This is a genomic window from Citrobacter sp. wls717, from assembly GCF_005280955.1.
Lineage (GTDB): Bacteria > Pseudomonadota > Gammaproteobacteria > Enterobacterales > Enterobacteriaceae > Citrobacter > Citrobacter werkmanii.
The window spans coordinates 22,974-45,380 of the sequence record NZ_SZWW01000011.1 but is presented as its reverse complement, the minus strand read 5'-3'; the positions used below and the strand labels follow the sequence as shown (position 1 = coordinate 45,380).

Sequence of the window (22,407 nt, the reverse complement as noted above, 5' to 3'; positions counted from 1 at the left end):
ACGGATATAAATGATGGGAATATGTTATTTATTCCCACCGTATAGGGTTATATTTCTATCGTCTTAAAATGTTGGTGCGATCTTGTAAATAGAGAATTCCTTATGCCCAAGATCTTCAGCTTTGGTTGTTTTACCATTAGAAACCTTAATGATTTCCTGATAAATCACCTCGCCCATCTCATTAATAGAAGATTCTCCCCGCATAATCGATGAAACATCAATATCAATGTTGTCGCGCATTTTGGTAAATGTTTCTTCGTTGGCGGTGATTTTGATCACTGGCGCAATCGGGTTTCCCGTGGGGGTTCCGCGCCCGGTAGTAAAGATAATAATTTGTGCGCCGCCGGCCACCATCCCGGAGATGGATTCGATATCTTGTCCAGGGGAGTCCATCACCCATAGTCCACGACCGCCAGGGAAATCTGCGTATTGCAGGACGCCCTGTAGCGGTGAATGACCCGCTTTGTGCATGCAGCCCAGAGATTTTTCCTCAATGGTGGTGATACCGCCCTGGATATTACCTGGCGTCGGTTGCCCGCCCCTGATATCTGCGCCCAGGGCTTTCGCTCTTTCTTCACACCCCACAACCAGCTTGATTAAATCGTCTGCGACTTGTGAATTAATGGCCCGACGAGCAACAACGTGTTCTGCGCCAATGAATTCGGTGGTTTCTGAAAGAATCGATGTGCCACCATCGTTAACTAACAAATCAGATGCAACACCACAGGCAGGGTTGGAGGCGAGGCCAGAAGTGGTATCAGAACCTCCGCATTCCATTCCGAGGATCAACTCGCTGACGTTTATTTCTTCGTAGTCTTGCTGGGACAAATCCTGCGCATACTGACGTGCGATTGAAATTCCGCGCGCCTGACACTGCAAGGTCCCCCCTTCATTCTGAATTGTGATGCAGGAAACCGGCTTACCAAATTTCGTGATTTCTTGCGTAATGTGAGTAGGTTCAGCGCCTTCACAACCCAATCCGACAACGAGTATGGCGCCAACGTTGCCGTTCCTGGCAACGTTGATCAGTGTTTTTTCGGTTAATGCAGCATCACCAGCAATCTGGCAGCAACCAAAATCATTATTAAGCCAGGTTGAGCCATGAACCTGAGCGGAGATGTCCTGGGCCACTTTATTGGCGCAAACGCTGGTAGGTAAAATTAAGACGTAGTTGCGAATACCCACGCTGCCATCCGGACGACGATAACCTTTGATTGTTTTTTTCATTTTCACTTGTTCCTTCAGCCTTTATTTCCAATCCCCACGGCCACGTTCACTTTCAACATTATGAACATGAACATAATCTCCGGTCTGGATAGGCTTTGTTGCCCGACCAATGGATTCACCGTATTTGTAAACTTCGCCATGAAGCGCAACGGCTTTAATGGCAAATTTATGACCGTAAGGGATGTCATCCCGTAAGGTGATGGTCAGATTTTCATTGCCAACAAACATGTTGGCGACGTCTCCGGCCTTGAGGGGCTGGATAGCAGTAGCAACGCTATCTTGCGGGTTAATAACCACTGCATTTTTCTTCATAAAAAATCCTTATACGCTTTGATTGGATACAGTGGTATAAAGCATAAGGCGTGCCATGTTTTTAACTTGTTGTTTATTAAGACAAATAACACGCAGAGTGGGAAGGGGGAGATAGAGCCGCTGTAAGTAGCTTCATCAGTTGCGGCAAATAGCTACAGTTGCAAGGCGTGCAAAAGGTGGGTACGACGGAAACGCATAAAAAAAGGCACCTTGCGGTGCCTTTTTGATCACTCGATATCGAGCGGGTCTTCGGAGAGGATTATCCCGGTGTTGTCGGCGTACAGGTGGTCGCCGGAGAAGAAGGTCACGCCGCCAAAGTTGACGCGCACATCGCTTTCCCCAATGCCTTCACCTGAAGCGCCTACCGGAATTGCGGCAATCGCCTGAATGCCGATATCCAGTTCTTCCAGATCGTCTACCTGGCGTACTGAGCCGTAGATGACCAGACCTTCCCATTCATTCTGTACGGCCAGCCGCGCCAGTTCGGCATCGACCAGCGCGCGGCGAACAGAACCGCCGCCATCGACCAGCAGAATGCGACCACGGCCGTTCTGTTCGAGCAGATCGTACAGCAACCCGTTGTCCTCGAAACATTTTACCGTGATGATTTGTCCGCCAAACGACGACCGTCCCCCAAAGTTAGAGAACAGCGGTTCCACGACGTTGACATCTTCCTGATAGATGTCACAAAGCTCGGATGTATCGTATTTCATAGGCTTAACGTTTAGTTGCTGCGAGAATTTTTAGTATATCGCGCTATGTGTACTGTTGGCAAAATCATCAATTGTTAATTGATATTTGTCAGTTAAAGAGACCACTGACTTAAGAAAATTCCAACGACAAACAGCAGGTTAGTTAATAGTGCCGCTTTTACGGTGCGTTCCAGCATCGGGCGCATTGCCTCAGGGTTCATCTCACGCATCACGTAACGCGCCTGTTTGAAAAGCAGCGGAGCGGCAAGAATAAACAGCCATCCCCACAGGCTTTGCAGCGAGAACAGGTTAAACAGCGCCAGACAGACCAGCGTACCCATCAGCAGGCAGGCATGGTAGCGGCGGGCATTGACGGCGCCTAAACGCACGACCAGCGTGTTCTTGCCATTCTCTCTGTCGCTGTTGATATCGCGCAGATTGTTGACGTTGAGCACAGCGGTTGCCAGCAGGCCGCAGGCGGTGGCAGGCAGAATCAGCGCCGGAATCAGCGTATGGGCCTGTAAATACCAGCTTCCCATCACGCTGAGCCAGCCGAAGAATACCAGCACGGAAATATCGCCCAGACCGATATATCCGTAAGGGCGATTACCCACGGTGTAAGTGATCGCGGCGATAATCGACAGGCCCCCGAGCACCAGGAAACCGACAAAATCCGCCAGCGTGTGACAGGCCACGGCAACCAGGGCCAGACCAGACAGACAGATCAACACTACGGTGACGATCAGCGCGCGCTTCATCTGCTCTTGGGTGATAACCCCTTTTTGCATCCCGCGCAGCGGTCCAATGCGATCGGGCTTGTCGCTGCCTTTGACGGCATCGCCATAGTCGTTAGCGAGATTGGACAGAATTTGCAGCAGTCCCGCCGTAATCAATGCCAGCAGAGCAACCAGCGGATCGAAGTATCCTTGCCACCATGCTAATGCCGTACCGACGATGATCGCCGCGAAGGCGAGCGGTAAGGTCTTAGGTCGTAAACTTTCCAGCCAGGCTTGTGAGCGGCTAATTTGTTGTTGTTCAGTCATATTTAGCGCCAATAAAAATGGGGCTTTATCAGCCCCATCAACAGTGATGAAAATGCATTGAACGCGATTATAGGATAAAACGGCTCAGATCTTCATCTGCGACCAGCGCATCCAGATGTTTGCTCACATAATCGGCATCAATTGTGATGCTTTGGCCGTTCAAATCGCTCGCATCATAGGAAATATCTTCCATCAGACGTTCCAGAACGGTGTGCAGACGACGCGCACCGATGTTTTCGGTGGTTTCGTTAACCTGCCAGGCCGCTTCGGCAATGCGTTTAATGCCCGATTCGGTGAAGTTAATGTCCACACCTTCGGTCGCCATCAGCGCTTTGTACTGAACGGTGATGGAGGCATTCGGTTCGGTCAGGATACGCTCAAAATCGCTGGTGGTCAGCGCCTGTAGTTCAACGCGAATCGGTAGACGACCCTGCAGTTCCGGGATCAGGTCCGACGGTTTCGCGACCTGGAATGCGCCAGAAGCGATAAACAGAATGTGATCGGTTTTCACCATGCCGTGCTTGGTGGAGACCGTGCAGCCTTCAACCAGCGGCAGCAGGTCGCGCTGTACACCTTCACGGGACACGTCCGGACCAGAGGATTCGCCGCGCTTACAGATTTTGTCGATTTCGTCGATAAACACGATCCCGTGCTGCTCAACGGCGTCGATAGCTTCCTGTTTCAGCTCTTCCGGGTTCACCAGTTTGGCCGCTTCTTCTTCAATCAGCAGCTTCATCGCGTCTTTGATTTTCAGCTTACGCGGTTTTTGCTTCTGACCGCCCAGGTTCTGGAACATGGACTGTAACTGGCTGGTCATCTCTTCCATGCCCGGAGGCGCCATGATTTCAACGCCCATCGGTGCGGCGGCGAGATCGATTTCGATCTCTTTATCGTCGAGCTGGCCTTCGCGCAGTTTTTTACGGAACGCCTGACGCGCGGCAGAAGGTTCCTGCGGCTGCTCAGACTGCCCCCAGTTATTTTTAGCCGGTGGGATCAGCACGTCGAGAATGCGCTCTTCCGCCATCTCTTCAGCGCGGAAGCGGTTTTTCTCGATGGCCTGAACGCGAACCATCTTAATGGCTGCGTCGGTCAGATCGCGGATGATCGAGTCAACTTCCTTACCAACATAGCCAACTTCGGTGAATTTGGTTGCTTCAACCTTGATGAACGGCGCGTTGGCCAGTTTTGCCAGGCGACGGGCGATTTCGGTTTTACCGACGCCGGTCGGGCCAATCATCAGAATATTTTTCGGCGTCACTTCATGGCGCAGCTCTTCGTTGAGCTGCATACGGCGCCAGCGGTTACGCAGGGCAATCGCCACAGAACGCTTAGCGTTATCCTGGCCGATGATGTGTTTGTTCAGTTCGCTGACAATTTCGCGTGGGGTCATTTCAGACATGGGGGATCCTTACGCTTTGGAGTTCAATTCTTCGATGGTATGGAAGTGGTTGGTATAAATGCAGATATCCCCTGCAATATCCAACGCTTTCTCAGCAATCTCGCGCGCGCCAAGCTCGGTGTTTTCCAGCAGAGCGCGTGCAGCAGCCTGGGCGTAGGGACCGCCGGAGCCGATGGCAATCAGATCGTTTTCTGGCTGGATGACGTCGCCGTTACCGGTGATGATGAGTGATGCCGTTTCATCTGCGACGGCCAGCAGCGCTTCGAGTTTGCGCAGCATACGGTCGGTACGCCAGTCTTTTGCCAGTTCAACGGCCGCTTTCACCAGGTGACCCTGGTGCATTTCCAGCTTGCGTTCGAACAGTTCAAACAGCGTGAATGCATCCGCAGTACCGCCCGCAAAGCCCGCAATGACTTTGTCGTTATACAGACGGCGGACTTTCTTCACGTTGCCTTTCATTACGGTGTTACCCAGTGTGGCCTGACCATCACCGGCGATTACCACATGGCCGTTACGGCGTACGCTTACTATTGTTGTCACGAGCAGACCCCTTGGTTACAAATGCAGAATACAGGCCCCGCACAGGATGCGGGGCGTAATGCAAGTATAGATGGGGGGGATTTTGGGGGTTTCAACCCCCAGTGGCGAGTCGAATGCAGTTTGTGTGACCAGCAACCTTCAGGCGGCTGATGGTATTGTCGGCATTCTCTTTGCCTTTGAGCGGACCAATAACCACGCGATTCCAGCCGTTATTAGTGGTAATTCGCGAGTTGAACCCTTCAAAGGCCAGCTGTGCGCGCACGGTTTCTGCCTGCTCAGCGCCTTTAAATGACCCGCACTGAACCATCCAGCGGCGTTCATCTTTTTTCTCCGCCGTCTGTTTTGGCGGCTGCGTTTCATTCGTTATTGGCGCGGCCGGTTGCGTTTTCGGCTGAGCGGCGGTGGTATGCGCAGGCGTTTGCAGCAGATCCTGATACGGCTGTTGCGCCGCCGGTTTTGGCTGCGGTTTCGGCTGTTGTACCGGTGCGGTTTGCGCCGTACGCGTTTGCGGCTGCTGGTACGGCTGTTCCGTTGCCCGTTGGCGTGGCTGTTGAGCCTGCTGCTGCGTAGTGTTCCACTGCTGCTGTTGCACCTGACGCTGACGCTGCAGCGTTTGCTGGCGTTGCTCAGGCGTTTGTTCGTTCCATGGTACTTCGTTGAGCTGCGTTGGCTGTTGACGCATATCTGCCTGCATCTGCGCCAACAACTGGCGCTGCTCATTGGTTAACTGGTCGGCGTTCAGCACCTCGCCGCCGGCAGACGGTTCGGTAGGCGCGCGTACGCCAGGCTGACGGCTTTCCAGCTCTTTGATGTATCGCCAGCGCTCTTCCGGTTTTGGTGGAATGCCATTCCCGGTGACTTTCTGGTTTTGCAGCGTTTCGGACTCTTCTTTCTTGTGATGCGTAATGAAGTACAGACCACCGATAAAGGTCACGAGTACGGCTGCAGCAATAGCAACCATAGCGGGCGATACCGCAGGCGTATTGCGTTGTTTTTTCCGTGATGTGCTCTTTTTGCGCCGCGAAGGTGCCGGTTGGCCGCGACGTACATAATCTCGTTGTGCCACTATCGTTTCGCTGTATTTATTCGTTCGTCAGCCCGCCATGTTACTTAAGCGGCGGGCCTTTGACCAGACAGGGGAGTCCGAAAGCACTTTACTTTACGTCAATGCCCGGGTTGTACCCCGAATAATAAGCTCGCAGTCCAGTAAACGTGAGCCACTGCTGACGTTCTGCCCTTGTAATTGATCGAGCAGTAACAGCATAGCTTCGCGTCCGATATCGAAACGCGGCTGTGCGACGGTTGTCAGGGGTGGATCACAAAATTCCGCGAGCGAAATGTTATCGAAGCCAATGATCGATAAATCGTCGGGTACTTTCAGGCCGTGACGTTTGGCGTAAGAGAGGGCGCCAAGCGCCATGACATCGCTGTGGCAGAAGACTGCGGTAGGCGGCTGTGGTAGCGCCAGGAGCTGTTTAAGCGCATTAGCTCCCGCTTCATAGGTAAAGTCTCCGCGCGCGATGAAATGCGGATCGACCGTAATTCCGCTGCGGCGCAGTGCCTGAACGTAACCTTGCAGACGATAATGGCACAGCGGCATATCCTCTGGTCCGGCGATACAGCCAATGCGTTTATGTCCCAACTCCAGCAGATAATTCATCGCGTTGAAGGCGGCGGTGAGGTTATCAATGTGCACGGTGGGGAGTTCCAGCTCTGGCGCGAACTCGTTGGACATAACCATCGGCGGTAAATTACGCTGCTCTTCAACGCTGGCATCAAACGGCAGGCGCGAGCTGAGCAGGACCATGCCATCGATCTGCTTGGTGATAATGAGGTTAAGAAAGGTCTTTTCCTGCTGATTCTGGTGCGCGCAATCGCCGATAAGCACCAGATATCCCTGTTCTGCGGCGGTGACTTCTATGCCACGAATGACTTCGCTAAAAAACGGATCGCAGATATCAGGCACAATCACCAGAATGGTACGTGACTCATTACGCTTTACGTTGCGTCCCATCGATTGAGGTAGATATCCCACTTCCAGAGCTGCCTGCTCAACCTTGTTACGGGTTGACTGCGAAACTTTGTCTGGATTCATTAATGCGCGGGATACGGTTGCCGTTGAGACTTTCGCCTTCAGGGCAACATCTTTCATCGTAGCGGCGGCAACCTGCTTATTCGGTTTCACTCTTTCTCCTCGCCAGGGCGGCTGGCACAGACTCGTCCCTGGATAACCTTCATCTGAAACATTTTTATCAGATAGTGAATGGAAGCGGTTACAGAATTTTCATAAAAAGTGTGATGGATCTTTAATTTTACGATCCGCCTCGCATCGTGAGGGATTATCCCTCGATGGGATCGACATCCAGCACCCATTTAACTTTACGCGCATCGGGTAACGTATTGATCAGCGCCAGTGTGCCGCTGACGATATGCTGCAGGCGAATTCGCGATGGGTGCTGCAACAAAATTTGCCAGCGATAGCGACCGCCACGTTTGGGTGCCAGGGCGGGAACCGGGCCTAACACCCACAGTTTTTCATCGGCCAGCGGACTGGCCTGAATCAGATTTCGTAACTGCTGCAAGAACATCGGCGCATGCTGGTTGTTGTGATCTTCAGCCCGCACGATCACATGGCTGGTCCATGGGGGAAGCTGGAGCGTTTGTCGCTCGGCCAGCGCCTGCTCGGCAAAAGCGTCATAACCTTTATACAGTAAGGTTTGCAGTAGCGGATGTTCAGGGTGGTGCGTTTGCAGCACCACTTCACCCTGTTTCCCGGCGCGACCGGCACGCCCGGAAACCTGCGTGTAGAGCTGGGCGAAGCGTTCTGCCGACCGGAAATCTGCGGAGAACAGCGCGCCGTCAACGTCCAGCAGCGCCACCAGAGTGACGCCCGGGAAATGGTGGCCTTTCGCCAGCATTTGTGTGCCGATCAGGATTCGCGCGCCGCCGCGATGCACTTCCGCCAGATGCTGCTCCAGCGACCCTTTACGGCTGGTCGTGTCGCGATCGATGCGTGAGATGGGCACGCCGGGGAAAAAAGGCGCCAGAGCCTGCTCAAGCTGTTCGGTGCCGAGTCCTACCGGAACCATATGCGTTGAGCCGCAGGAAGGGCACTGACGCGGTATCGGACGCTGACTGTCGCAGTGGTGGCAGCGCAGATGGTGCTGCGCCTGATGCAGCGTGTAGTAGTGATCGCAGCGCGGGCATTCAGCAATCCAGCCACAGTCGTGGCACAGCAGGGCAGGAGCAAAACCCCGGCGGTTTAAAAACAGGATCACCTGGTTATCCGCCTGCAGGTGCTGACGCATACGGGCGATAAGCGCAGGGGCGAGTCCGGCCTGTACCTGCTGACCTTTCAGATCCAGCACGTGCTGAGTGGCTGGGCGCGCATTTCCGGCGCGGCGCGTCAGGCGCAGCATGCGGTATTTTTTCTGCCGCACGTTGCACAGCGTTTCCAGCGCTGGGGTGGCTGAGCCGAGAATAATGGGAATTTGTTCGCTATGGGCACGATAAACCGCGAGGTCGCGCGCATGATAGCGCCAGCCTTCCTGCTGTTTATAAGAGCTGTCGTGCTCTTCGTCGATGACAATCACGCCCAGATTTTTAAACGGTGTGAACAGCGACGAGCGCGTGCCGATGACAATCGCCGCTTCGCCATTTTTCGCCTTCAGCCATGCCGAAAGACGTTCGCTGTCATTTAAACCCGAGTGCAGGACTTCGACCGGCGCATTGAAGCGCTCGCGAAACCGAGCAATAGTTTGCGGCGTCAGGCCAATCTCCGGCACCATCACCAGCGCCTGTTTGCCCTGGGCGAGCACATTTTCCAGTACGCTTAAATAGACCTCTGTTTTACCCGATCCCGTCACGCCCGCTAATAGCCAGGCGCTAAAACTGTCCGAGGCGCTGTGGATCGCCCCGACGGCGGTAGCCTGTTCGGTATTCAGCCGCAGACGCTCACCGGAAACCGCGTAGTGTGTACGCCAGTCGCTAAAGTCTGGTGTTTCGCTTGCCAGATCGCACAGGCCTTTTTTACGTAGCGCCTGCAAGGCGGCGTCATTAAATTCCAGCTCTGCCACCTGGTCGCGCCAGATTTTTCCCTGGCGTAATGCTGCCAGCGCCTGCTGCTGCTTGGGAGAGCGTTTCAGGCCGTTGAGATCAATAACCTGACCCTCTTCAGTGGCAAACCAGTACCACATGGGCGCGTTGGCGGCCGGGCGTCCCTGGCGTAGCAGAATCGGCAGGGCATGAAACAGCACGTCGCCAATAGGATGATGATAATAGTCAGCTGCCCACAACAGCAGACGCCAGACGGAGGTCGAATAGACCGGCTCGCTGTCCAGCACTTCGAGAACGGCTTTCAATTCGTTGAGCGGCAGTTCGCTGTGCTCGCTAACGGAAAGGACGATGCCCACGCGCTCCTGTTGCTTGCCAAAAGGCACGCGTACACGACACCCGGCTTTGGCGCTCATGCCTTCCGGCAGAAGGTAGTCAAAGGTGCGAGCTAGCGGAACGGGTAAGGCAACGTGCGCAACGGGCATTGAATCATCCTGACTTGAAATCTGGCGGGTTAGTATACACATTAGTGAAGGGTAGAATGCGGATCAGTTTGCATGAGCAGGTTAATTTCTGTATGATTCGCCGCCTTTGATGCAAATTGATTGCGTCAAACAATGACCATTACCCGAGAATTTCAAGCTGTTGATGCAGTGTGAAAGGTGACGGGGAATAATTAACATCGCGTGGTGTCTGGCGTTAGGGCTGGAAGAGCGACGCGGCCTTAAACTGAGGTTTTCCCATGAAAAAAGATATTCACCCGAAATACGAAGAAATTACTGCAAACTGCTCTTGCGGTAACGTCATTAAAATCCGCTCCACCGTCGGTCACGATCTGAACCTCGACGTGTGCAGCAAGTGCCACCCGTTCTATACTGGCAAGCAGCGTGATGTTGCTACCGGTGGCCGCGTTGATCGCTTCAACAAGCGTTTCAACATCCCAGGCAGCAAATAAGTCTCAGCTGTCAGAAAAAAGCGCCTTTCGGCGCTTTTTTTGTTTCTGCGCCTGAAGAATGAATTCATATTGATGTGTTGAATAGTGTCTTTTATTTAATAAATAAAACAGTGTTTTTGTTTTTTAGGTAAAATGTTTCTACTGGTGATCTACATCCTTTTTATCTTCTGATTTTTGCCACTCATGCCAATTGTTGGCAAAATACCAAAGGTTTCTGCTTTCTTTCTAAAATACACTTTCGTGGAAATATAAAATTATTCTTAATCCTTCATCGTTTCCCATTAATGGACGGAACGAGATGGATAATTTCCTTGATTTAGTGTGAAGAGGGATGGTCATGAAATTTAAATCTGCGTTATTACTGATTCCATTATTCTCTGTGGCCGCGCAAGCGGGTTATGTTGATTATCGTCATGAATATTATGACGATGGGCGCAATTACGATCGTGTTTATATGTCTCATCGTTTTGCGACTGGTTTTGGTGTAGCCGTTGAAGCCATTTCACGTTCCGAAGATACGCAATCTAATGATGCGTGGAATAATATGGAAAGTAATGGCAACGAGTATACTGCAAGCTACCAGTTTACCTGGCGGGATCTTATCTGGCAGCCGGGTATTGCGATCGAAACGGGCGATAACATCACGATTTACAAACCTTATATCCGCGTACAGTACAATATCAATGACAACTGGTGGACTGCGTTCCGCTATCGTCAGGAGTACATGCGCAGAAACACTGACGGCAAGGATGATCGCATGGTCTATCGTCCGGAAGCATGGCTCGGTTATAACATTCATGACTGGATGTTTGAGCTTAACGGTATTTATAAAATTGCCGATAGCGAAGATTTATATAACAACCGAAAAGACGATTATGAATATAACTTCCGTGTAGCTTATAAAATAGGTTCCTGGATTCCATTTGTTGAGGTGGGTAACGTTTCCTCCGGTTATAACACCACCACCACAGACGATCGCCAGACTCGTTATCGTGTCGGTCTCGGTTATAACTTCTGACCGTTAATACTCTTCATAGCGGTTTATTACGCTGAGCATCGGTATATCCATATAGTTTGCGTGAATAATGAGTCTAAGGAGTTGATATCATGTCTAATGATGGAACTATAATCGGAAGTAATCAAAGTATTGCTGTCAGGCCTTTCGGATTAAGAGATAAATTTGGTTATTTGTGTGGCGACCTCGGAACCTGTTTTATTCTTGGACTGGTGAACAGTTTTTTAATGATTTATTACACCAACGTACTCGGTATTTCCGGGGTTATTGTTGGCTCGCTCTATTTTGTGACCAAACTCTTTGATGCGTTTGTCGATGTTGGCGTAGGGCGTTTATGTGATACCTCTAAACTAACGGTACATGGACGGTTTAACCCGTGGGTGCGCCGTATGAAATATCCGTTCTGCATCATTGCGGTCGTCCTGTTCCTGCCATTTGTGAATGATTTCTCTTATACGGCGAAAATTATCTACATCTGCGGCTCCTATTTTATCTACGGTTCGTTGTTATCGACGGTCAGTATTCCGTATGGCGCCATGTCTGCGGCGATTAGCTCGAACCCGGAAGATCGTGTTTCGCTCTCCACCTGGCGCAGCGTTGGGTCTGCCATCGGCGGTGGGGCAACCGGCTTTTTTATTCCCATTCTGATGTACACCACCCTGGTGGACGGAAGCCAGGTGATTTCCGGGCAGCATTTCTTCTGGATTGCCATGGGTTGCGCAGTACTGGGTTTTCTCTTTTTAACCCTAACCTGTCAGTTAACGACAGAACGTGTGCGTGTGGAGAGAAAAGAGAGCATGCCCGTGTCGGTACTGCTGAAGGGGCTATTACGTAATAAGGCGCTGATTGTTTTGGTTGTAGTGGATCTGCTGATTGTGATTAATCAGGGGTTGTCCGGGACCAATATGACCTACCTGTTTAATGACTATTTCCATAACAAAGAGGCCATGTCCGTTGCATTGCTGTTTACCTTTGGCTCTCTGGTTTTGCTGGCGCCATCGGCATCCTGGCTCACGAAGCGGTTTGGTAAAAAAGAAGCAAGTGTAGGCGCGTTGCTCTTTGCGGTAGCGATGTATCTGATTATGTACTTCGTCCACATTACCGACGCGAAAGTCTATTTGGTTTTCCTGTTTCTGGCGACGCTGGGGGCGGGGTTATTCAACCTGATGATATGGGCGTTTATGACCGATGTTTGTGATTATCACCAGTATGTCACTGGCGATCGTGAGGATGGTACCGTTTATGGCGTGAACTTCTTCGCCCGCAAGGTTGGTCAGGCGTGCGCCGGGGCGATTGGCGGCTTTATGCTGGCCATCATTGGTTATCAATCTTCCTCAACGGGTGGGGCTGTGCAAACCAGCATCGTGCAGGAAAATATTTATACGATGGCGAATCTCTTGCCGGCTTTGTGCCTGTTTTTGGCGGCGGTCATTCTGATTTATTGCTATCCATTGAACCGTAAAGAAACGCTCAAAATGGAAGAAACATTGAATAAAATCAATGGGATTAGTAAGTAATGTTGTGAAAGATGGCGGGAACAATCCCGCCTTCTTTCATCTTTCTCTAACGATCAGTATTCCCACGTTTCCGGGTTGATACCCAGTTCACGCATGATTACCTTTGCTTCTTCCGGGATTTCATCACTGCGTTCTTTACGCAGGTCGTCATCGTTGGGTAGTGGTTGCCCGGTAAAAGCATGCAGAAACGCTTCACACAGCAGTTCGCTGTTGGTGGCGTGGCGCAGGTTGTTCACCTGACGACGCGTGCGTTCATCGGTAAGGATTTTTAACACCTTCAGAGGAATGGAAACCGTAATTTTTTTTACTTGCTCACTCTTCTTACCGTGCTCAGCGTATGGGCTGATATATTCGCCGCTCCATTCAGCCATGAGATACCTAATCCTCTTCGTCATTAATATTGAGGCCAGAACCTGAGCCCGGACCATAATTGCGCGTAGTTTATCGTAGTGGCGCGGCCCTGACACGAAGTAAGCCGACGCGGATGTACGCTAATGCATATAATTTTAACGGCTATTTGCGGTTTGCTCAATCTATACGCAAAGAAGTTTAGATGTCCAGATGTATTGACGGCTATCGTAACTATGATTAATCTGGTGCCTGACTTTTCACCGACTCAGCCAGGATCTCCTCTCTATGACGCGTAAACAGGCCACCATCGCAGTGCGTAGCGGATTAAATGACGACGAACAGTACGGTTGCGTTGTCCCGCCGATTCACCTCTCCAGTACCTATAACTTTACCGGCTTTAATGAGCCTCGCGCCCATGACTATTCACGCCGCGGTAACCCGACGCGCGATGTGGTTCAGCGTGCGTTGGCAGAACTGGAAGGTGGCGCGGGTGCGGTACTAACCAATACCGGCATGTCGGCGATTCATCTGGTGACGACGGTATTCCTGAAACCTGGCGATCTGCTGGTTGCGCCGCACGACTGTTACGGCGGCAGCTATCGCCTGTTTGACAGTCTGGCAAAGCGAGGCTGTTATCGCGTACTGTTTGTTGATCAAGGTGATGAGCGGGCGTTGCAGGTGGCGCTGGCGGAAAAACCGAAGCTGGTGCTGGTAGAAAGCCCAAGCAACCCGCTACTACGCGTGGTGGATATTGCGAAAATCTGTCAATTGGCGCGTGAAGCTGGTGCAGTCAGCGTGGTAGACAACACTTTTTTAAGCCCGGCACTGCAAAATCCACTGGCATTGGGCGCCGATCTGGTGTTGCATTCATGCACGAAATATTTAAACGGTCACTCAGACGTGGTGGCTGGTGTGGTGATAGCGAAAGATCCGGAAACGGTCACTGAACTGGCGTGGTGGGCGAATAATATTGGTGTGACCGGCGGCGCGTTTGATAGTTATCTGCTGTTGCGCGGCCTGCGTACTCTGTCACCGCGTATGGAGGTGGCGCAACGTAATGCTCAGGCGATTGTTGATTATCTGCAAACGCAGCCGCTGGTGAAAAAATTGTATCACCCATCATTGCCGAATAATCAAGGGCATGAGATTGCCGTGCGTCAGCAAAAAGGCTTTGGCGCGATGCTGAGTTTTGAACTGGATGGCGATGAGCAAACGCTGCGTCGCTTCCTTGGCGGGCTGTCATTGTTTACGCTGGCGGAATCGTTAGGAGGCGTTGAAAGTCTGATCTCCCACGCCGCAACCATGACACACGCGGGAATGGCGCCAGAAGCGCGCGCGGCGGCAGGGATTTCGGAAACGCTGCTGCGTATCTCCACCGGTATTGAAGATGGCGAAGATTTAATTGCCGACCTGGAAAATGGCTTCCGGGCTGCAAACAAGGGGTAAACATGAGTGTGATTGCGCAGGCAGGGGCGAAGGGTCGTCAACTGCACAAATTTGGTGGTAGTAGTCTGGCTGATGTGAAATGTTATCTGCGTGTCGCAGGCATTATGGCGGAATACTCGCAGCCTGATGACATGATGGTTGTTTCAGCCGCAGGCAGTACCACTAACCAGTTGATTAGCTGGCTGAAGTTAAGCCAGACCGATCGTCTTTCTGCGCATCAGGTTCAGCAGGCGTTACGTCGCTATCAGAGCGAGCTGATTAGCGGTTTGTTACCACCAGAAGTGGCCGACGGCCTGATCGGTGCGTTTATTCACGACCTGGAGCGTCTGGCCGGATTACTCGACAGCGGCGTGAACGATGCCGTTTATGCTGAAGTCGTCGGACACGGTGAGGTATGGTCGGCGCGTTTGATGTCCGCTGTCCTTAACCAACAAGGTCTGGAATCGGCCTGGCTGGATGCGCGCGATTTTTTACGTGCGGAGCGTAGCGCTCAGCCGCAGGTGGATGAAGGTCTCTCCTACCCATTGTTGCAGCAACTTCTGGCGCAACATCCGGGTAAACGCCTGGTCGTTACCGGCTTTATTAGCCGTAACAACGCCGGTGACACGGTACTGCTGGGGCGTAATGGTTCTGACTACTCGGCGACGCAGGTTGGCGCGCTGGCCGGGGTTTCCCGCGTAACCATCTGGAGTGATGTCGCCGGGGTTTACAGCGCGGATCCACGTAAAGTAAAAGATGCCTGCCTGCTACCGCTGCTGCGTCTGGATGAAGCCAGCGAACTGGCGCGTCTGGCGGCTCCGGTTCTCCATGCCCGTACCTTACAGCCGGTTTCCGGCAGTGATATTGATCTCCAGTTGCGTTGTAGCTATACCCCTGAGCAAGGTTCAACGCGTATTGAACGCGTGCTGGCTTCCGGGACCGGGGCGCGTATCGTGACCAGTCATGACGACGTCTGCCTGATTGAGTTTCAGGTTCCCACCGGTCAGGACTTTAAGCTGGCCCATAAAGAGGTCGATCAGATTTTAAAACGCACCCAGGTGCGTCCGCTGGCGGTCGGTGTGCATCCCGATCGCCAACTGCTGCAATTTTGCTATACCTCCGAAGTCGCTGACGGCGCGTTGAGAATTCTTGATGAGGCCGGATTGCCGGGCGAGCTGCGTCTGCGCCAGGGGTTGGCGCTGGTGGCGATGGTCGGGGCGGGCGTCACCCGTAACCCGCTGCACTGCCACCGCTTCTGGCAGCAACTGAAAGGTCAGCCGGTCGAATTCACCTGGCAGTCGGAGGAGGGCATCAGCCTGGTTGCCGTACTGCGTACCGGACCGACGGAGAGCCTGATTCAGGGTCTGCATCAGTCAATTTTCCGCGCGGAAAAACGAATCGGCCTGGTGTTGTTCGGGAAGGGGAATATTGGATCACGTTGGCTGGAGCTATTCGCCCGTGAGCAAAGTACGCTCTCGGCGCGGACCGGATTAGAGTTCGTGCTGGCGGGCGTGGTCGATAGCCGCCGTAGTCTGCTGAATTATGAAGGGCTGGATGCCAGTCGCGCGTTGGCCTTCTTTGATGATGAGGCAGTGGAACAGGATGAAGAGTCATTGTTCCTGTGGATGCGCGCCCACCCGTATGATGATTTAGTGGTGCTGGACGTAACCGCCAGCGAGCAACTGGCGGATCAGTATCTGGATTTCGCCAGTCACGGTTTCCATGTTATCAGCGCCAACAAACTGGCGGGTGCGAGCAGCAGTAATAAGTATCGCCAAATCCATGATGCGTTTGAAAAAACCGGTCGTCACTGGCTGTATAACGCCACCGTGGGCGCAGGTTTGCCGATCAACCATACCGTGCGCGATCTGATTGATAGCGGAGATACCATTCTGTCGATCAGCGGGATCTTCTCTGGCACGTTGTCGTGGCTGTTCCTGCAATTTGATGGCACGGTGCCGTTCACCGACCTGGTGGATCAGGCGTGGCAGCAGGGGCTGACCGAACCAGACCCGCGGGTGGATCTTTCCGGCAAGGATGTGATGCGCAAGCTGGTGATTCTGGCGCGTGAAGCGGGTTACGACATCGAGCCGGATCAGGTTCGCGTGGAGTCGCTGGTGCCTGCGCATTGTGAAGAAGGCTCTATTGACCATTTCTTTGAAAATGGCGATGAACTGAACGAGCAGATGGTGCAGCGTCTGGAAGCGGCGCGTGAAATGGGGCTGGTGCTGCGCTATGTGGCGCGTTTTGACGCTAACGGAAAAGCACGTGTGGGTGTTGAAGCGGTACGTTCTGAGCACCCGCTGGCGGCATTGTTGCCGTGCGATAATGTGTTCGCCATTGAAAGCCGCTGGTATCGCGATAACCCGCTGGTGATCCGCGGACCTGGCGCAGGCCGCGATGTGACCGCCGGAGCCATTCAGTCGGATATCAACCGCCTGGCGCAGTTGTTGTAGTTTGCGTTGCCGGATGGCGCTTACGCTTATCCGGCCTGGCTATGACACCAACCATAGGCCCGGGAAGCGGCAGCGCCACCGGGCAAATCGCTCTGGGTGATCAGGATGTTGTATTTCTCCGTCAGCGTCCTTATCGTCTGAAACACCGCATGGGCCGAGTAACGGGCACTATCCCGAAATTCCGGCTGTTGCTGTAGCCAGGCGATAAAATGATGACTTGCCCTCAGGGTTATCGAGGCCCCTTTTTCAACCTGACCCTCCGTTAACAGACACACCATTTTACGCCTGTTGCCCTGTTGCCAAATCTGCCACTGGTTTTGCCACCATCCCTGATAACTTTTACCCAGTAATTGCCAGGGCCTGGTGTGTTGATCGTCGCCCATTTCTTCATCCACAAACCAAAGCGAGGCGTGATTTTCGCGAAACTGTTCCGCCCATGCGGTAATCACAGCGCCGCGCAGAAAGCATTCGTGGGCGATGATGTGCATTTTAATCGTAGGCCAGAGATGGCGCAGGACGCGGAAATGCCCATGCGCGGTAATGACCGGGCGTAAAATCTCACCGCTGGCGTTACGTTTGAGCATCGCGCTGCCGTACTGAATTTCGTCAAACTGACTGCGGCGTAAAAACTGCGTTTCTCGCTGATTTACACGTTGGATAACATCGTCATGCTTCGCTGTGGCCTCGACTATCCCGCGCCAGCGGTAAACTAATGACTCGCCAACAGAATGAGGAGTGAAGTTGCTGGAAATATGCAAAATATTGCCGCGAATAGCATCAAAACTGAGTAATACATACAGTTTCTGATCTGCACTTGCGCCCTGAAAAGGGACGATCAGTGGCACCGTCACTATTTGTTCTGGCGGATCAATAGTCATCAATGGCGGTTGTCTGGGGGTCCAGACTTTTCTACAGCTCCGGCACTGTAGGCGCTGGGTTCCCTGTGGGTTATGTCCATAACGGATCGGTTCCCGCTGATAGCAATTTGGGCAAAAAAGACCGCTGTTAATTGCAAAATGTGTAAAACAGGCGGCCAACCACTCGCGGAAATGTTCAGCGTTAAACAGCGGGGGATAACTTCCGCATGCCCGGCAGTGCAGGGAGGCGTAGCCCAGTCGGTAATCGGGCCCGCTGTAATCAACGGAGTTTGCCAGCCCCAGATTTTTGCAGCCAAAAGACTTGCAGCAGTTGATGGTGAACAGAGAAGTCATCGCATTACCAACGATTTTTAATGGTCGTTGATTTTGCCCTGCAACTATTACCGATGGGTGTGAGTCTTCTCACATAAAAAAACCTTTCAGAACGTAACGTAGCGATTCTTTATATGACTGAAAGGGATTGATTATGAAGTTAAAAATGCTTGCTGTCGGTGTTCTGGTATCGCTGCCGTTATGGGCGTCAGCGAAAGACGTCACGATTATCTATACCAACGATCTCCATGCCCACGTCGAACCTTATAAAGTCCCGTGGATTGCTAATGGCACACGCGATATTGGCGGTTGGGCCAATATCACGACGATGGTGAAGCAGGAAAAAGCGAAAAATAGCGCGACCTGGTTCTTTGACGCGGGTGATTACTTCACCGGGCCGTACATCAGCAGCCTGACAAAGGGCAAGGCGATTATCGATATTATGAATACGATGAATTTCGACGCCGTCACTATGGGTAATCATGAGTTCGATCACGGCTGGGATAATACGTTGTTGCAACTGAGCCAGGCGAAATTCCCCATTGTGCAGGGCAATATCTTTTACCAGAACAGCAGCAAAATGTTCTGGGATAAGCCCTGGACCATTATTGAAAAAGATGGCGTAAAGATTGGCGTCATAGGTCTGCACGGTGTGTTTGCTTTTGATGATACGGTTTCGGCTGCGACGCGCGTTGGCATTGAGGCGCGGGATGAGGTGAAGTGGCTGCAACGTTATATCGATGAATTAAAAGGTAAGGTCGATCTGACGGTGGCGTTGATCCACGAAGGTACGCCGGCGCGTCAGTCCAGCCAGGGAAGTACAGATGTGCGTCGTGCGCTGGATAAAGATATCCAGACTGCAGGTCAAGTGCATGGCCTTGATATCCTGATCACCGGCCATGCGCATGTGGGCACGCCAGAGCCGATTAAAGTCGGTAATACCTTAATTCTCTCCACCGACAGCGGCGGTATTGATGTCGGTAAACTTGTGTTGGATTACCAGCAAAAACCGCATCAATTTACCGTGAAGAATTTCGAGCTGAAGACGATCTACGCCGATGAGTGGAAACCCGATCCGCAGACGAAACAGGTGATTGATGGCTGGAATAAAAAGCTTGATGAAGTGGTACAACAGACGGTTGCCAACTCTCCGGTTGAGCTGACGCGTGCTTACGGGGAATCCTCCTCGTTGGGGAATCTGGCGGCGGATGCCTTACTGGCTGCGGCGGGTAAAGATACCCAGTTAGCGCTTACCAACTCAGGCGGCATTCGTAATGAAATCCCGGCAGGTGCGATTACGATGGGCGCAGTTATTAGTACCTTCCCGTTCCCGAACGAGCTGTCTACGATGGATCTTACTGGTAAGCAACTGCGTAGTTTGATGGAGCACGGCGCGGGTTTAAGCAACGGCGTACTACAGGTATCCAAAGGGTTTGAGATGAAGTACGACAGCAGCAAACCGGTTGGCCAGCGGGTCACTGTATTGACGCTAAACGGCAAGCCAATTGAGGACGCTGTGATTTATCACATTGCCACCAATAGTTTTCTGGCAGACGGCGGTGATGGTTTTACGGCATTCACCGAAGGCACAGCGCGTAATACATCCGGCGGTTACTATGTCTCTAATGCCGTCGTTGATTATTTCAAAGCGGGAAATACGCTGACGGATGAGCAACTGAAAGGCATGCGTGTGGAAGATGTGAAAAAGTAACGCGTTCAGGCCAGCAGACAAGCCGCTGGCCTGTTGTTTAGCCTCTGTGGGAGGCAAACACCTCTTTCGCGGCGAACAGACCATTCAACGCGGCCGGAAAGCCAGCGTATACGGCCATCTGCATAATTACTTCTACGATCTCATCCTGTGTTAAGCCAACGTGTAATGCCGCGCCAATATGCACTTTCAACTGCGGGGCGGCATTACCCAGCGCCGTTAACGCCGCGACGGTAGCAATCTCTCTACTGCGTAAATCCAGACCCGGTCTTGAATAGATGTCGCCAAAAGGAAATTCAAGCAGGTAGCGGGCGAAGTCTGGCGCAATATCTTGCAGACTTTCGATGACCGCATCGCCCCCTTTACCATCCACTTTTTGCAGCATCTTCTGACCGGTAATAAAGCGTTCTGAATGCATAATCTCTTCCTCATTTGTCTGGTATATAGCCTGAGGATAGAGCGTGCAGAATGATTGGGATAATACCGTTTCCGTGATACCTTTTTGGTATGACAACATCGCCTTTGCACTCTCTGGATATTCGTCTGCTGCGTTACTTTTCCGTAGTAGCGGAAGAGAACAATATGAGCCGGGCGGCGCAACGTTTATTTATGTCGCAGCCGCCGCTGAGTCGCCACATTCGCCAGCTTGAAGAACGTCTGGGGATGACGCTTTTTGTCCGTCATACCCGTGGGCTGACGCTGACGGAAGACGGTCTGCGCGTACTTGAAATAGTGCGCCCAGTGCTGACGATGTACGAAGAAACCTGCGCGACGTTGAGCCAGTTAGCGCAAGTTGGGGAGCACTCTCTGTGCCTGGGGCTAAGTACGGCGTTTGAACAAGGTGTTTTTGCTCCGCTTGAATCGCAGCTACACGAGCGTACGGAGAGGCTACATATTGTTCGTCATGGTTCGCCTGAGCTGGTGCGTCAGGTTCGTCGGGGAAAACTGGATGCAGCGCTGGTGGCGTTACCGCTTGAGACTCCCGGGCTTACCGTCATGCCACTCGGCTGGCAAGAGCCGATGATTGCCGCATTACCCGCGATCTGGCCAGAGGCGAGCCTGCCGTCACTCTCATTAACGACGCTGAACCACCGACCACTGTTCTGGTTTAAACGCGAACGGAATCCTGCCTTTTTTGATTACACCCGACATATTTTTCGCCGCGCCGGTTACTCTCCAGCCTGTATTGAAGAGCCGCTGGAACATGACGTGCTGCTGGCGCGGATCGCGCATGGCGACGGTCTGAGTTTACTCCCAGCCTCCTTTTCCGCTATCCAGCGTCAGGGCGTGATATTTCTGCCGCTTACCGATTCCGAATTGCGTATCCACGTGGGACTGGTAATGCTGCCTGAGAGCGAAGCAACGTTGCAGTGGTTGCAGACGGTTGTGAACCAATCCCTCGGCCTTTCAGGTTGATGTGAATTATTTTCACGTTGACTGAGTATTCCTCACCTTTAACGATGATTTTTGTGTTGACGCCAGCGTGCTTTTCCGTCATTTTTACATCTAGACGTCTAAACGTATAGCAGTTCACAACACAACATATAACGACAAAAGATTGATGAGGTAAGGTATGAGCTTTTTTCACGCCAACCAGCGGGAAGCGCTGAATCAGAGTCTGGCCGAAGTACAGGGGCAGATTAACGTTTCTTTCGAATTTTTCCCGCCGCGCACCAGTGAAATGGAGCAAACCCTGTGGAACTCTATCGATCGCCTGAGCAGCCTGAAGCCGAAGTTTGTTTCAGTCACTTACGGTGCAAACTCTGGTGAGCGCGACCGCACGCATAGCATTATTAAAGGGATCAAGGATCGCACCGGGCTTGAAGCGGCGCCGCACCTGACCTGTATTGATGCGACCCGCGATGAGCTGCGTACTATTGCTCAGGACTACTGGAATAACGGTATTCGTCATATTGTTGCCCTGCGCGGTGACCTGCCGCCGGGAAGCGGTAAACCGGATATGTATGCCTCTGACCTGGTGACTCTGCTGAAAGACGTTGCGGACTTTGATATCTCCGTTGCGGCTTACCCGGAAGTGCACCCGGAAGCGAAGAGCGCTCAGGCCGATCTGCTGAACCTGAAGCGTAAGGTTGATGCCGGTGCGAACCGCGCGATCACCCAATTTTTCTTCGATGTAGAAAGCTATCTGCGTTTCCGCGATCGCTGCGTTTCTGCGGGTATCGATGTGGAAATTATTCCGGGCATCCTGCCGGTATCTAACTTTAAACAGGCGAAAAAATTTGCCGACATGACCAACGTCCGCATTCCGGCATGGATGTCGACTATGTTTGCTGGCCTGGATGACGATGCGGAAACCCGCAAGCTGGTGGGCGCAAACATTGCCATGGATATGGTGAAAATTCTCAGCCGCGAAGGGGTGAAAGATTTCCATTTCTATACTCTCAATCGCGCCGAAATGAGCTACGCAATTTGTCACACGCTGGGAGTAAGACCGGCATAATCAGTACGTCAGCCCTCTGCGGAGGGTTTTTTATTGATCATTTTGATCTACATCTCTGTAACT

20 protein-coding genes are annotated in these 22,407 nt (G+C 52.3%); 8 read left to right on the top strand and 12 right to left on the bottom strand.

Going from position 1 to position 22,407, the window contains the following annotated elements:
* Positions 1-63: 63 nt before the first annotated feature.
* The 9 genes from FDX09_RS09035 to priA form a co-directional block, all read right to left on the bottom strand.
* Positions 64-1,227 carry a UxaA family hydrolase gene (locus FDX09_RS09035; RefSeq protein ID WP_137347082.1) on the bottom strand — a complete coding sequence of 388 codons (1,164 nt, stop codon included), beginning with the start codon at positions 1,225-1,227 and terminating at the stop codon, positions 64-66.
* Positions 1,228-1,248: 21 nt separating this feature from the next.
* Positions 1,249-1,539 carry a UxaA family hydrolase gene (locus tag FDX09_RS09030; RefSeq protein WP_038636007.1) on the bottom strand — a complete coding sequence of 97 codons (291 nt, stop codon included), beginning with the start codon at positions 1,537-1,539 and terminating at the stop codon, positions 1,249-1,251.
* Positions 1,540-1,766: 227 nt separating this feature from the next.
* Entirely contained in the window at positions 1,767-2,252 is a 486-nt protein-coding gene (gene rraA, locus FDX09_RS09025; protein WP_008787034.1) for a ribonuclease E activity regulator RraA, read from the bottom strand.
* Between the two features lie 92 nt (positions 2,253-2,344).
* Complete coding sequence (gene menA / locus FDX09_RS09020; RefSeq protein WP_038636012.1) at positions 2,345-3,274, bottom strand: 1,4-dihydroxy-2-naphthoate polyprenyltransferase; 930 nt, start codon at positions 3,272-3,274, stop codon at positions 2,345-2,347.
* A gap of 67 nt (positions 3,275-3,341) precedes the next feature.
* A complete protein-coding gene (hslU, locus tag FDX09_RS09015; RefSeq protein ID WP_038636017.1) occupies positions 3,342-4,673 on the bottom strand; it encodes an HslU--HslV peptidase ATPase subunit in 1,332 nt (443 codons plus the stop codon).
* Positions 4,674-4,682: 9 nt separating this feature from the next.
* Positions 4,683-5,213, bottom strand: coding sequence for an ATP-dependent protease subunit HslV (gene hslV, locus FDX09_RS09010; RefSeq protein ID WP_003028805.1), 531 nt, complete (start codon positions 5,211-5,213; stop codon positions 4,683-4,685).
* A gap of 91 nt (positions 5,214-5,304) precedes the next feature.
* Positions 5,305-6,279 carry a cell division protein FtsN gene (ftsN, locus tag FDX09_RS09005; RefSeq protein WP_074458535.1) on the bottom strand — a complete coding sequence of 325 codons (975 nt, stop codon included), beginning with the start codon at positions 6,277-6,279 and terminating at the stop codon, positions 5,305-5,307.
* A gap of 93 nt (positions 6,280-6,372) precedes the next feature.
* Positions 6,373-7,398, bottom strand: a complete 1,026-nt coding sequence (cytR, locus tag FDX09_RS09000; RefSeq protein ID WP_121572152.1) for a DNA-binding transcriptional regulator CytR — start codon at positions 7,396-7,398, stop codon at positions 6,373-6,375.
* Between the two features lie 154 nt (positions 7,399-7,552).
* The gene (gene priA, locus FDX09_RS08995; protein WP_137347081.1) at positions 7,553-9,751 is read right to left on the bottom strand and encodes a primosomal protein N'; all 2,199 of its coding nucleotides are present in this window, start codon (positions 9,749-9,751) and stop codon (positions 7,553-7,555) included.
* Positions 9,752-10,008: 257 nt separating this feature from the next.
* Here priA and rpmE point away from each other — a divergent pair, with 257 nt between their 5' ends.
* From rpmE to FDX09_RS08980, 3 genes are all read left to right on the top strand, one after another.
* Positions 10,009-10,221, top strand: a complete 213-nt coding sequence (rpmE, locus tag FDX09_RS08990) for a 50S ribosomal protein L31 (RefSeq protein WP_038636025.1) — start codon at positions 10,009-10,011, stop codon at positions 10,219-10,221.
* 337 nt (positions 10,222-10,558) lie between these two features.
* Entirely contained in the window at positions 10,559-11,239 is a 681-nt protein-coding gene (locus FDX09_RS08985) for an oligogalacturonate-specific porin KdgM family protein (RefSeq protein ID WP_110496307.1), read from the top strand.
* Between the two features lie 89 nt (positions 11,240-11,328).
* Positions 11,329-12,753: an MFS transporter gene (locus FDX09_RS08980; RefSeq protein WP_137347080.1), complete on the top strand. Its 1,425-nt coding sequence runs from the start codon at positions 11,329-11,331 to the stop codon at positions 12,751-12,753.
* A gap of 53 nt (positions 12,754-12,806) precedes the next feature.
* On the opposite strand, the gene metJ is transcribed toward FDX09_RS08980, so the two are convergent.
* On the bottom strand, positions 12,807-13,124 hold the full coding sequence (metJ, locus tag FDX09_RS08975) for a met regulon transcriptional regulator MetJ (RefSeq protein ID WP_003825168.1): 318 nt from the start codon (positions 13,122-13,124) through the stop codon (positions 12,807-12,809).
* A 265-nt stretch (positions 13,125-13,389) separates the two neighbouring features.
* Here metJ and metB point away from each other — a divergent pair, with 265 nt between their 5' ends.
* Together metB and metL are read left to right on the top strand one after the other, a co-directional pair.
* A complete protein-coding gene (gene metB / locus FDX09_RS08970) occupies positions 13,390-14,550 on the top strand; it encodes a cystathionine gamma-synthase (protein ID WP_085049746.1) in 1,161 nt (386 codons plus the stop codon).
* 2 nt (positions 14,551-14,552) lie between these two features.
* On the top strand, positions 14,553-16,985 hold the full coding sequence (metL, locus tag FDX09_RS08965) for a bifunctional aspartate kinase/homoserine dehydrogenase II (protein WP_085049747.1): 2,433 nt from the start codon (positions 14,553-14,555) through the stop codon (positions 16,983-16,985).
* Positions 16,986-17,011: 26 nt separating this feature from the next.
* Here the strand turns inward: metL and FDX09_RS08960 are convergent, their stop codons facing one another.
* Complete coding sequence (locus FDX09_RS08960; protein WP_137347079.1) at positions 17,012-18,196, bottom strand: cytoplasmic protein; 1,185 nt, start codon at positions 18,194-18,196, stop codon at positions 17,012-17,014.
* 133 nt (positions 18,197-18,329) lie between these two features.
* On the opposite strand from FDX09_RS08960, the gene FDX09_RS08955 reads away from it, so the two are divergent.
* A complete protein-coding gene (locus tag FDX09_RS08955) occupies positions 18,330-19,886 on the top strand; it encodes a bifunctional UDP-sugar hydrolase/5'-nucleotidase (RefSeq protein ID WP_137347078.1) in 1,557 nt (518 codons plus the stop codon).
* A gap of 37 nt (positions 19,887-19,923) precedes the next feature.
* Here FDX09_RS08955 and FDX09_RS08950 read toward each other — a convergent pair whose 3' ends face one another.
* On the bottom strand, positions 19,924-20,301 hold the full coding sequence (locus FDX09_RS08950) for a carboxymuconolactone decarboxylase family protein (RefSeq protein WP_061382562.1): 378 nt from the start codon (positions 20,299-20,301) through the stop codon (positions 19,924-19,926).
* Positions 20,302-20,390: 89 nt separating this feature from the next.
* Here FDX09_RS08950 and FDX09_RS08945 point away from each other — a divergent pair, with 89 nt between their 5' ends.
* Together FDX09_RS08945 and metF are read left to right on the top strand one after the other, a co-directional pair.
* On the top strand, positions 20,391-21,299 hold the full coding sequence (locus tag FDX09_RS08945; protein WP_137347077.1) for a LysR family transcriptional regulator: 909 nt from the start codon (positions 20,391-20,393) through the stop codon (positions 21,297-21,299).
* A gap of 157 nt (positions 21,300-21,456) precedes the next feature.
* A complete protein-coding gene (gene metF, locus FDX09_RS08940; protein ID WP_038636049.1) occupies positions 21,457-22,344 on the top strand; it encodes a methylenetetrahydrofolate reductase in 888 nt (295 codons plus the stop codon).
* Positions 22,345-22,407: the final 63 nt, after the last annotated feature.